This is a genomic window from Pararhizobium gei (assembly GCF_029223885.1).
Classification (GTDB): Bacteria; Pseudomonadota; Alphaproteobacteria; order Rhizobiales; family Rhizobiaceae; genus Pararhizobium; species Pararhizobium gei.
Genome location: NZ_CP119409.1, coordinates 2,401,860 through 2,414,271, shown reverse-complemented (window position 1 = coordinate 2,414,271; position 12,412 = coordinate 2,401,860). Strand labels below are relative to the sequence as shown.

10 protein-coding genes are annotated in these 12,412 nt (G+C 56.3%); 7 read left to right on the top strand and 3 right to left on the bottom strand.

What is annotated here, in order from left to right; genetic code table 11:
• Nucleotides 1-162 precede the first annotated feature (162 nt).
• The 7 genes from PY308_RS11855 (at nt 163) to PY308_RS11825 (ending at nt 8,689) form a co-directional block, all read left to right on the top strand.
• A complete protein-coding gene (locus tag PY308_RS11855) occupies nt 163-1,923 on the top strand; it encodes a COG3904 family protein (protein WP_275782648.1) in 1,761 nt (586 codons plus the stop codon).
• A 60-nt stretch (nt 1,924-1,983) separates the two neighbouring features.
• Nucleotides 1,984-3,693: a restriction endonuclease gene (locus PY308_RS11850; protein ID WP_275782645.1), complete on the top strand. Its 1,710-nt coding sequence runs from the start codon at nt 1,984-1,986 to the stop codon at nt 3,691-3,693.
• Nucleotides 3,694-3,929: 236 nt separating this feature from the next.
• Nucleotides 3,930-4,883, top strand: coding sequence for a hypothetical protein (locus PY308_RS11845; RefSeq protein WP_275782643.1), 954 nt, complete (start codon nt 3,930-3,932; stop codon nt 4,881-4,883).
• Entirely contained in the window at nt 4,873-5,571 is a 699-nt protein-coding gene (locus PY308_RS11840; protein ID WP_275782641.1) for a hypothetical protein, read from the top strand. Before PY308_RS11845 ends, PY308_RS11840 begins: the two co-directional genes overlap by 11 nt.
• Nucleotides 5,572-5,730: 159 nt before the next feature.
• Nucleotides 5,731-6,333: a hypothetical protein gene (locus PY308_RS11835; protein WP_275782638.1), complete on the top strand. Its 603-nt coding sequence runs from the start codon at nt 5,731-5,733 to the stop codon at nt 6,331-6,333.
• 38 nt (nt 6,334-6,371) lie between these two features.
• A complete protein-coding gene (locus PY308_RS11830; protein ID WP_275782635.1) occupies nt 6,372-8,360 on the top strand; it encodes an AAA family ATPase in 1,989 nt (662 codons plus the stop codon).
• Nucleotides 8,357-8,689, top strand: a complete 333-nt coding sequence (locus tag PY308_RS11825) for a DUF6634 family protein (protein WP_275782633.1) — start codon at nt 8,357-8,359, stop codon at nt 8,687-8,689. The genes PY308_RS11830 and PY308_RS11825 overlap by 4 nt, the downstream gene beginning before the upstream one ends.
• 64 nt (nt 8,690-8,753) lie before the next feature.
• Here the strand turns inward: PY308_RS11825 and PY308_RS11820 are convergent, their stop codons facing one another.
• From PY308_RS11820 to PY308_RS11810, 3 genes are all read right to left on the bottom strand, one after another.
• Nucleotides 8,754-8,903 carry a hypothetical protein gene (locus tag PY308_RS11820; protein ID WP_275782630.1) on the bottom strand — a complete coding sequence of 50 codons (150 nt, stop codon included), beginning with the start codon at nt 8,901-8,903 and terminating at the stop codon, nt 8,754-8,756.
• Nucleotides 8,904-9,055: 152 nt separating this feature from the next.
• The gene (locus PY308_RS11815) at nt 9,056-10,675 is read right to left on the bottom strand and encodes a hypothetical protein (RefSeq protein WP_275782628.1); all 1,620 of its coding nucleotides are present in this window, start codon (nt 10,673-10,675) and stop codon (nt 9,056-9,058) included.
• A gap of 576 nt (nt 10,676-11,251) precedes the next feature.
• A complete protein-coding gene (locus tag PY308_RS11810) occupies nt 11,252-11,758 on the bottom strand; it encodes a PIN domain-containing protein (protein ID WP_275782625.1) in 507 nt (168 codons plus the stop codon).
• Nucleotides 11,759-12,412: the final 654 nt, after the last annotated feature.

Genomic DNA, 12,412 nt, shown 5'->3' with positions numbered 1-12,412 from the left:
GGCTCTTTATCGGGACGAATAGAGCATCCGCTTACAAACATGAAGTCCCGTACCGTTGGGGCGGCCAAAGGTGCCGCAATAATGTCCGTTCCAGCAATGAGCGGCGGAGTATTGCGCTCTGTACTCAAATAGGTAGCATGCGCCTGCAGGGGTAGTCGGGCCATGAATTCAAGTATACGTACGCTCGCGTTTGGAGCGTTTCTTTCCATTCCATTAGGAGGCTCGGCAATCGCCGAAGTGGTCGTCCAACGTATTCCGTTGGACAGCGGTCCGCCGATTCTGTTGCTCAAGGGCAGGTTTACTTCGTCCGATGACCCTCAGGTCCTCGCACGGGAAGTCGCGGCAAGCGGCGCAAAGGTCGTAACCTTCGACAGCCCCGGTGGAAACATCGTTTCGGCCATGGCTTTCGGCCGATTGATAAGGTCGCTCGGTCTTTCGACGTTTCAGCTCCGGGCCGCGGAATGTGCTTCCGCTTGCACCCTTACGTTCGTCGGCGGGACCACGCGACAAGCGGAACCAGGTGCAATCGGCGTCCACCAGTCTTCGTTCTCATCGGATGCCAATCTCAACAGCCACGACGCCGTCACCGCGGTCCAATCCATGACCGCCGATATCATGACGTACCTCATCGAGATGGGGGTAGACCCGAAACTTCTGCAATTGAGCCTGTCGGTGCCCAGCGACGACATGCGGTATCTGACAGCAAGCGAGATGCGGGGTTTTCGGGTGACTTCGGGCAGTACTGAAGACCTATCGGGTCGATTGGCGACAGCAATGCCTTCGCCCTCTAAACTACCAGAGGCGTATAGCCCGCCGGAGAAAAAGACCGTAGTGCCAGACACGGCACCGATGACGACCGAACAGAAGGCGCTCGCGTTCGCCGTCGCCTATCATGACGCCTGGTCGAGCGGAAATGCTACCGCGCTCCAGTTCATGGAAAGGGCTTACGGTAGCGTGGTCGAGTTTTACGGAAAACCAATTCCCAAGGCTGACGTTGTCGAGGACAAGCGGAAGTTCGCCCGGAGATGGCCGACCCGCGCTTACAGTTTAAAGCATGGCTCGGAACGGGCCTCATGCGCAACGACCTGTCAGATCACTGGTGTTGTCGAGTGGTATGCCAAACGTGACTTCGAGGATCGAACATCGTCGGGGGCCGCCCAATTCACGATGACCTGGGACCCGACGACGGCGACAATCACCTCCGAGACAGGGAAAGTCCTGGAAACGGATCAGGGTGCTACCCGTCCCCTGCGCCTTCTCTCCCAATGGCATCGGGAAAACACGACCTGTCGCGGTAGTAGCGGCAACTCTCCGGAGACGATGGCTGCCTGTGATCGGCGCGAGTCGATCTACGGTAAACTCAAGTCCGTGGGATGGTGCTACGGACGGGAGGGCGAATACGGCTATCAGATGGACTGGCACGTGTGCGATGAGGCTCAATCTCGATCCGCTACCGTCGCCGCAGCGGTCGCGGCTGGCTCGAAGAGACCACGGCCAACGGAATATCCGAGCCGCGCCAGGATGTCGGGAAAAACGGTCTTGCCCAATTTCAAGGCCAGAGACCGTGATTTCAACTCCTTCAGAACCCGTATTCGTGACGGCATGCAGAAAGGCCCCAATTTCGCGGGGTATTTCACGGTAATTCAGTTCGGCTGCGGGACGGGTTGCTCTGGCGTCGTGGTGGGTGACAACAGGACCGGAAGGCCCATACGTTTTCCACGGGGAGGCGAAGACAATATGTACCTTGCCCTTGAGTTCCGTCTGGACAGTCGGCTTATGGCCGCTCAATGGCTTGATTACGATGCGAGCCGCTGTTTCATCGAGTTCTTCGATTTTGATCGCGGTGCATGGAACGTCGTCAGCAAGATATCCGTCGGGTCAACGGACGCATGCTATCGGTCGATCGGTGAAAATCTTCAATAGGGACTGCGGGGCGCTCTGTGCTGTGGCACGAGCCGCCTGTTGCATTGGGCAGGGACGGTAATGACGACTAAGATTAAGTATAGCTCACGGCACCTGAGCGCGATCAAAGCCGGAGAGATCGAGGCTAAGTGGAGCGCGAATTACAGCCGTATCCTACGGTACTCTATCGACATGTGGCAAAAGGACCTGGAGCTTCACAAGCAGGTCAGTGCGCCGGAGCTTTACCTGCTCGAGATCAAAGTTGGCGAACTCGTCGCGCGTTGGGACCGCATGGCCGATGACCACATCAGGAAGTCGAAGCTTGCCGCCAGCAAGGAGGCGTGCGACGCCCTGACGATCGAGGCATCGGGTAAGCTGGACGGTATAAGGTCCATTCTGTCGAAAACCCTCCGGCATGACGACCGTGTGGATTGGGAAAAGCTCAAGAACAGAACGCCTTTCAGGAAGCCATCTCCGTTCCCGGAGAAGAGTCCTAAAAGGGCGACCGAAGCGAAACCGATCAAGTTTGACCCTCCGATCGGCTTACTCGACAAGGTATTTAGAAAAGCAAAGGTAAAACGCGCGAAGGCGGAAGAGCTATTCCAGGCCGACGTCAAGCGATGGGACGAGGAAGACGCGCGTAACGCGGCAGCCTTTGTAACGGCCGTCGGGCTGTGGGAGGCGCGTAAGCTCGAGTTCGAAAAAGCATATCATGATGAGAAGGCGACCTATCTCCATCGCCAGGCAACTGAGAACGCAAAGGTCGACGAACTCTCGGACGGCGTCCGTGCCGGGGACCCTAAATCGGTCATCGAACATGCTAGTCTGGTTCTCGACGCGTCGGATTATGACGGATTGTTCGAGAAGTCGTACGAACTGGATTATCAGCCAGCGCCCGCCAAGGTTCTACTGATTGAGTACGATCTCCCATCGCCGGAAATCATGCCGACACTCAAGGCCTTGCGGTTCATGCCATCGACTGGCGAAGTCAAGGAAACGCACATCAGCGATAAAGAGCAAAAGGCGAACTATGACAGCGCCTGCTATCAGGTTTGTTTGCGGACGTTCCATGAATTGTTCGAAGCTGACGAGTGCGGGAACTACGATGCCATACTCTTCAACGGTTTCTCGACGGCAGTGAATAAATCGACTGGCCGAGACGTGCGCAGTTGCATCATGTCCGCGATTGTCACAAAGGCCGATTTCGAAGCGATCGATCTGGGCCGCGTCGATCCTAAAGCCTGTTTCAAAAGCCTCAAAGGCGTTTCCGCCTCCTCGCTGGCCGCGCTCGCTCCGATCGCACCTCTCATGGAGATGAACAAGGAGGACAAGAGGTTCATCGACGCCAGGGAGGTCGTGGCCTCGCTCGACGCGGCGACGAACCTCGCGGCCATGGACTGGGGAGATTTCGAACATCTGATTCGTGAGCTCTTCGAGAAGGAATTCGCCTCGCGCGGTGGCGACGTCAAGATCACGCAGGCGAGCAGTGACGGCGGTGTAGATGCGGTCGCCTTCGATCCTGATCCGATCACAGGCGGGAAGATCGTGATCCAGGCGAAGCGATACACGCGCACCGTCGGCGTATCAGCTGTCCGCGATCTCTACGGGACGGTCCAGCACGAAGGCGCGTCTCGGGGTATTCTGATTTCTACAGCAGATTATGGCCCCGACGCACACCAGTTTGCGAGCGGAAAGCCACTCAGCCTGTTCTCTGGCTCCATCTGCTTCATCTGTTGCAGAAACACGGCTACAACGCCAAAATTGATCTTGCTCAGGCTCGAAAGGATTTGAACCTGAAATGATCGTTGATGTCTTTGCTGAGCTGAAATCCAACGTCGTTGTCGTACGCAGTCCAACGAATACCAAATGATCGACGCCTGCTCTGACGTCAACCGTTGACGAAAGCTGCAGTCAAGGTTGCGGAGTAGGACTTTAGCAATCCTCAGCTGCTTAACAATGCTTAACCTTATCATCAGGATAGGACGGCGGCCCCGTGTCGTCTCAATGAGCAAAATCCGAGTAAATTTATGACAACACCACTGGACGACCCTATCGAGGGCACTAGGGACTACCTCCAGAGCAAAGCCGATGGTGGTATACGCGGCAGGAATGGTACGGTTTACGAAGTCCGTGTCATCGCGTTCGAGCTGATAAAATTGTTTCAGCGAGTCCTAGCTAAGAAATTGGCCGCTCAAGATGTTTTCGCTACCTGGCAGGCGAGCGGTTGGTACATCGACGACGCCCTCATCACAATTCTCAATGAACATCATCACTACGAAATGAAAACGGGCGGTAAGGAGATATGGGGTAAGAAGGAAGGGAGTATTAGGTGGTGCTTCTGCAAGCAGGAGCTTTTCGATCAGCGATCCAACCGGAAGGCATTCTATAACCTGGTGCTTTCGCACGATAACAGCTTTGAGACGCTGTCTTCCACAGGTCCTACTTCAGTCAATGTCCGCTACTACCCTAACAGCGGGAAGCCAACGGTTATCAATGACCGTGTGGAAAACTTCATAAGCTCGATCATATCGCTGTTTCCGATCAGCAAACAGAAAGCGTTGTTCGCGACCTACGCGGGTTTAGGCCGGGTATTTCTCGAATTCGATTTCAATGACGTCAATCTTGTGTACCAGCAGTTTCAGAATGCATTTCAGTTAAATTGTGCTGATGTTCCTCAAAGTCTCGATGTCATACTTTTCTACGTATCCCGATCTATCCCAGGAATGATCCCGCATAACAGGCAGGGTTTTCAGCCGCGGGTCGCGGAATTACTCAAACTAATTCCCGAAATTCAGTTCGATGTTTGCGACGGGTTGGTTTTCTATAGACGTGAGGAGGGGGTGTTTGGTCTGGCCCCCATCGAACTCGGCAGTCCATCCGGGATGGTTTTCGAGCGATACGTGCTGGATGGGTATTTCACGAGCGCGGAGATGCTGTCCGATTATATGGAAGAGCTATTGGAGGGAACCGATGACGACTGAAGCTTTCGATATTTCCGAGACCCTTGCTACGATCCTGGATGATGAGACGCAGGGCACGGAAGCCTTCGCATCTGCGATGTCTGAAGCCGCGACCGAATTGGCGACCAGGTTCGTCGAAGAGAAAGAATGCAGCGGATTGACCGTCGTGATCGTCGCATCCGCTCAGGACCGTGAGTTCCTCCGCGGCTTCATCAAGGTGCTCCTCGATCGGAAAGCGAAGCCGAGCGTCTCCACCCTTTGGCATAAATATCGTCCTCAGACGGGTTTCGCCGTTGCATCATCTATCCTGATGGCTCAGCATCACGAGCCTCATCCTCCCAAGGCAGACCTCGTAATCTACTTCACGTCATCGCTTGCTGAAGACGCAACCATCGCTGATGGCCTGAGTCGTATCCTGTCCAAAATCGCCGCAGACGAAACCGTTATTCACACCTTTACGGCAGCTGAGGCTGAGGTGACGTCTCTCCGAGACCAGTTCGAAGCGCGAAATCTGGCGATCCCGCGGATTTTGCCGCTCGATGGAGCAATCTCTCCGGATGAAGCCAGAGGAAAATCCGTAAGGAATGCTCTTAGGTCACATCTGAAACAGGCTTATGGAAAGAGGAGCATCGCCTATATTCCAAAAGCTTTAGGGGGACCCGATCCGATATATAAAAGCGATTATGGGTCAAGGGGACCGCGAATTTAGAAGGGAATTTGCCTTGGATACTTTTGGCGATTGACATCTCGAGGCGTGTTCTCTAAATGTTCTTCCATGTTTAAAGCGCTGACCCACTCGATACGAATACGTTGACCCCGCTGGCCGCCGAGCGGTCCCGTCGTCATTAGCTATTATATCGAGGAAGTCATGCGATCTTTCGATCAGTCGGGTGCGATCCCGGCGGGGACGTCGTCCGCCAACAAATCAACTTTCCATCCCCTGACCACGTTGAAATGCGACGGCCCCGCCGTCTTCCGATCCCAGACCGCCCGCGATCTGGCCTGCCTCCTGGATATAGACAAAGCCGTGTTGTCATGGCGATGCCAGCCGCTGGGACAGGACGGGCGGACAGAGCAGCGAGGTCCCGACTTCTTGGTGAACCACGTCGACGGCACCCGTCGCTATCTGGATGCGCCGGACAGGAAGGCTTCCAAAGCCATTTCCGTTGACCGCCTCGATAACGACTATCTCCAAATCTCCCACGACGAAATCTACAACGGCTTCCGCCTGCAGAATGCCCGTGACCTCCTGAGGTATGGAGCATGGCGCACGAGCCTCGGCGATCGCGTCCGCATCCTCGCCGCCCTCGACGAGCACGGAATCCTGACACTGGCGGAATGCCTTGGAGCGATCCAAGAGAGCAGACCCGTCGCCGCAATCGCCTCGCTCATCCTCTCTGGCTTCCTTGAAGTCGATCTCGACGATGCCCTGCTCGGACCCGAGACGATGGTGCGCCGAATACGTCCCTGAAATCCCACACCTCCCAGCCAGATTTCAGAGAGACAACGATGAAAAGCTTCCAGACTTCCCTGCGTCTTAAAGCGACGCTGACGTTTCCGACCGCCGTGGCCATGTGCGCCGTCAGAAAAGCCCTCCGACCATTCCTCGACCGTCACGACACGAGGTTCAAGGCCCTCCTGCAGATGCCGGACGGCGTCAACGTGGACACCTATTTCTATCACGCCGCGATCTCCGAACTACTGGGATCGGAGGCCCAGTACGACGAGTTCGGCCACGACCGTCTCTTCATCGCGCGCCTCGACGAAGTCACGATCGTGAACAAACTGCGGAACATTTTCGAGGCGAAGCGTACCATTCTCCTCTGCAACTCGCTCGAAGAACTCGACCCCGACGTCAAACTTATCGCCGATTTCGAATGCGTTCTGGTTCGGCCGACACCCGGCCATTTCCTGGCGGCAGCGAGGATGGTCGGTCTCGAAGGCATGACGCCGGACGATGCCGAGTACTTGGCCAGCCTGGACTTCGGCAGGGTGAAGATGGCGGTCAACGCTCACCGGACCTTGCGGTCCGCCATCGGTCGTCTGAGAAGAGCCGCCGCAGCTGACGACTTCAAAATTCCAGAGCAGGCGAAACCGGAGACCAAGGCCAAGACGCTGCACGACATGGCGGGATACGGCGAGGCGGCCACCTGGGGCATCCAGCTCGCTGGGGACATCGCATCGTGGAAGGCGGGCTTGATCGAATGGGAAGACGTGGACCGCGGTGCTGTCCTCTGCGGGAAACCCGGCACCGGGAAGACGACCTACGGGCGCGCGCTGGCGGCCACCTGCGGCATCCCCATCATCGAGGCGTCGTCGGCCCGCTGGCAGGCCATGGGTCATCTGGGCGATATGCTCAAAGCCATGCGCAAAGCGTTCGAGCTGGCAACGAAGTCTGCGCCTTGTATCCTTTTTCTGGACGAGATCGATGCCTTTGGTGACCGCAGCAGCGACACGGCAGGCGACAACCTCGACTACAAGCGTCAGGTCATCAACGCCTTGCTGGAATGCCTTGATCCGGCGGGAGGGCGGCCTGGCGTGGTCGTCGTGGCGGCCACGAATCTCCCCGAGGTTATCGATCCCGCCTTGCTCAGGCCGGGCCGATTGGAGCGACTCATCGGAATTCCGTTGCCTGACGGCCCCGCGCGCGTTGCGATCCTGCGGCAACATCTGCGTGGGCTGGCTGCACCCGGCGATCTCCGGAAGTTCGAGGAGATGAGCGCCGGATATGCCGGAGCGAATATCGAAATGGTTGCCCGCGAAGTTCGTCGCCGTGTCAGAAGGGAAGGGCGCGCGCTTGAGGAAAAAGACCTGCTTGAAGCGCTACCGCCGACGAGATCGTTGTCTGACGTGGAACTTCGGCGGGTCGCCGTCCATGAGGCTGGCCACGCCATTGCGACGTTGGCCACGAGCCAGGACAGCTTGCTCTGGGTCGTCATCAATCGCCAGGTCGCGCTTGATGATTCAGGCAGTTCCCTTGGGCACATGGAATACAGGAGAAATCAAAGCGTTTTCGAAACGAAAGACAGCCTCATGTCCCGCATCGGTATCCACTTGGCGGGGATCGCTGCTGAGCGTGTCGTCTACGGGCATCATTCAACGAGCGGAGGCGGCGCGCAGGGCTCCGACCTGCGTATCGCGACCGACCTTGCGACCGGGATCGAGCGCTACTTCGGGTTCGGCGACAATCTGGTGCTCGACCTGGCTGGCGGTGTGGGTGGACTGGAAGCCCTGCGCGCCCGTGACGCCAACCTCTGGCACGCCGTCGATCTTCGGCTCAAGGAGTCGCTCGAGCAGACGGAGACATTGCTGCGGGAATACAGGGTCGAGCTGGAACAGCTGGCCGATTGCCTCGTGGAACGGGGCCGGGTCAGCGGAGCGGAGGTGCGAGAGCTGATCGCGGCGCTACGTCGTGGTCGGGCAGAGCCCACTGCATCTCTCAACGACACCACGACCGGAACCAGACCTGAAAAGCGCAAGCGGGGGCTACGGCCATGAACGATCGGGAAATCATCATGCCCGACGGCCGGACCGTTGAGGAATACATCCGGGATTACCGTCAGATGCTTGAGCGGATCGCCTCCGGAACCCCGCCGACCGAGCAGGCACTCGATGACGCTCCCTTGATCTCGAAATGGAAGGTAGATGAGGTCGTATATGTTTCAGGCGAGCGCCATCGGCATATCTTCGGTCACTTCAAGGGTCACCCTTTTATCAAGGAAGGCACGTACGGACGAACCTCTCCGTTACTTCAGCTTGACCGAGAGCTGAGATGGGCCAGATGCAGGAGCCGCATCTATCGCCTCGAGGAGCCGCTTATTAAATGACGGCCCTAACGACCTGGGTGTGGGATGTGGCGACGCGAGTAGAGCATGCCCGGCAATTCCGGGTTCATGCTGTCTCGAGCCCGGAGACATCAAGTTCCCAGCTCGCGGAGTCCTCGATCTCGAAGAGCCTAGCCTTGGCCCTCGCCACGACGTCCTCGACGTATACATCGTAACTCACACCGCTCGAATAGGTGTCCAGGCCTTTGAACGGCATGAACCACTCTTCCTTAGGGTTACGGCAGCACATCGAACTGATGCGGAGTGCCGGAACCTCGAACAAATGCACGGTGAACGTCCTGCGAAGCTTCCATCGCAATTCCATCGCCCGATTCATCGCATTCCATAAGTGCGAAACCGACGTGTGACTTACGCTGCTGGTAACTGTGGCGACGTCGCGGAATGGTCGGACGGGTCTCCGATTTCCGTCAACTCGCCGTCGTGGGTACCCTCCGTAAGGAAGGTGACGCAAAGGTTCGAGCGGCTCATCCGCATCGCTTTGCGCTGGTATCGTTTCAAGTCGCCGTCGAAATCGTCAAGGGTGCTTGCCTCCAGGAATGTCAGAGGGCCGCTCTGGGAAAAGGCCAGAAGTCCGTTCACCACGGAAGACTGCATCGCGCAATTGGAGCAATGAACGTAATACTCGTCACCAAGGGTGAAGCCCGAGATGATCACGACCTCGACGTCACGAGGAACCTTCTCGTCGGTCGGAGAAGCCAAACTGAACGTGACATCATCGCGGAAGTTCTCGGCGATGCACTTCTGCGCCCTCAATATGTAGGACGCCATCAGGTAGACGTCATCGAGCATCACCGGACGGTCTTCCACGTCGGCTTCTGCCCGGAGCGAACGCATGGCTTTTAAAAGTCTGAGTGTGTATTCGGCTTCCATGTCATCTGCCGGGCTACCGCCCTTGGCGATACCAAGGTGCTCGACGCCGATCGGTGTTCTCAAGCCGATCGGCAGGCCGTCGACAGAAGATACGCCGACGATAATGGTGTAACAGGCAATCCACTCGGCGATCGTACGTCTGTCGCTAGTTGCAAAGGGCTTGGTCGAGACCTGGAATTCGTCGCGGGAGAAAGTGGCCTCGAGGATCGGCGACTTGAGGCGGGCTTTGAAAAATTCCAGCGGGATGGTGCCCATCGGCGGGAACGTGACATCGCAAACGATCTCGGCAGCGTCATGTGTCGGGCCGAGTACCAAGGTACACCGCGCGCTCGGTTTGGGTATCAACTGTGCAGTCAATCCAGGTTGGAACTTAGGGAACGACGGAACTGGCAGGTAAATGCCAAAACGTTCGTCCTCTGCCTTCAACGCGGTAATGGTGAGCGGTTTCAGTCCGAGCATTCCGTCAATGAAATCGTTAATAGCGGCTGCCCCGAACGAACCTGTCACCGTCGTGCGCTTGCCGTTTTCGTATCCGAGATCGCGCTTCTGCATGCGCTTCTTCTCGATGTACTCGTCCATGTCAGGACCGATCTCCAAGTTCAGATATCTGGAAAGGTCGTGTCCGAGCAGACCGATCGTCTTGGCCTCCTTGATCGGGAACGTAATGGATTTGTCCTTGTACTCCGTAGTGCCTTTGGAAAACTCTTTCCTCAGGCGTTTCAGGACCTTGCCGAGGGCCTTGCCAAGAATGTGGATAATCCTGACCTCCGTAGGCTTGCGGTCGTCATCTAGGCGGACGATGTAGACGAATGCTGGCGACAGCCCCTGAGCCAGTCTTTCAGCGACGGACAAGCTGACATTCACGACCTTCGTCGATGAAAGGATCGTCTTGATCTGGATGGAACACGCCATCGGAGCGGGGCGCTTGTCGAAAGACAGCATGTTGTTCCGGGGGGCGAGCTTGGCCTCGATCACCCGATCCTTACCCATCCGGTCTGGGTCTATCTTGCCCACCAGGAGGTCTGTCTGGGACATCTGGTAGTCGAAGTAGCTTTCTCCGATCCTTCCTATCTCGTCCGCCACCGCACTTTCGCCCATGCTTAACGGCCCTTTCCATGGCAATCTTGTCGAAGTGTTTGTTGGCCATAGATGGGTGAAAAGGACATCTGAATCAACGGGACAAACGAGGCCTTTACGCGGCTAGAGAGCCGAAGGGGGCGAAAACATGAGCCTTAACCTCCTTAGTGGAGTCGTTGTATACAAATCGTCGGCACCCCAAATTGACGCAGAAATGTGAGCTTCAGTCATAATTTTGAAGAACTCGCGCGGGCAGCTGTTTTTGCTTGAAACGCCTGCAAACCATGGTTCCGTTGAATACATTTGGGTATTTTGAAAGACCTCACATGTCTCCGGACGTTCGTAGTTTGCGAGTACCGATTCAGGTGCTATAGACTATTCAGTGACTAAGAGGTGCGGATTGCGAAGTCAGCTACGAACTTGGAACGTTGCGGAAGCAAAAGACAAGCTCGACGAGCTGCTTGATGACGCGCGTTCCGGCAGGATTCAGAGGATCGCCGCAGACGACGGCTTGTTTGAAGTAAAGTTTGTCGCAAGTCGTAAACGGGAACGCGCAGGCGCGCTTCTTGCCAAGGGCGGCCCTCTTGATCAGGGCGACTAGCGAGCGACGCAAGCAGCCGATGCTTCCTGCGTTCCCGGTTCTACGATCCAATGCCTGAAGACCGGGTGATAGACGCCCGGTAACGGAAAGTAACTATCGATCCTCTGAAAGTCGCCCGCGTCGAGCGTTGCAATCGGTAGGTTGTGAACTATCGCGATTGCAGCGATGAATAAGTCTTGCCCTGGCTTTGTATCACGACCTTGACTCACGTGCCATAGTTGCTTGAGTGGTCTGCAGCAATGCATCTCGCCGTGTAGTCTTGCAACCGCCACGGTGATCTCCGGGTATTCGAACTCGGATTCGAGGATGTTGTCCAGCCAGTGCGTTAGCTCAAGCGCTTTGCTGGGGTCTCTTTCTCGCAGCGAGGCTATCCCGCGTTGGATTTCGAGGATGGCCGGGAAGGGGATAGCGACGCATTCCTGTTCGTCCAGCCAGGCAGAAAGGCGATGATGAGGCTTGGATCGCCTCGCGAGCCCAAGAATATTCGTATCCAGCAAAAACATCAGCGAACCCCAAGAGAGTAAATCTCATTCGTTGACGATCGATGGTTGCCGGCCGAATTTAATTTGTGATTAACGTCACGAAAAAAAAGGGAAGCCCTCGGTAAACGATGACCCGCTCCGGCACATGCGTGGAATATCGAGCCATAATTTTATGAGATCGCAAACTTAACAACCGGGAACCCAGACCGCAGGAATGGCGAATACCGGGCTGGACTTCGCTGTCCGACAGCGAGCACTGAAAACTGCGACGAACTTGGCATCACACCTCTTGCTGGACCCCAGTCTCAATACCGATCGAAGCCGTATTTTCACGACAGGTACAAGGACAGTGAAGAATTGAACAGCAAGGCTATGGTTTGACCGGGACCAGCACGCGCTCGCCGTTTCGGCCATCGATGATCCGAACACTACGCACTCGCTGACGCGAAATGGTCAGGCGCTCTTCTCTGCATTCCTCACAGAACGATGAAGCGGCCGAGCCAAATTCCGGTGGCTGTCATTCCCGTCCGCAGAAACGGCAGTGTGACAATACCAGCAATTTCCGGGCGGCTGACGGCACAACTGGGTTTCTGTTCGCGAATCTACTTATAGGATACTCAGGGTTAAGGCCGTGTAAATAGCGTGTTCGTGTTTTGTTCGAATTCTATGCCTAAT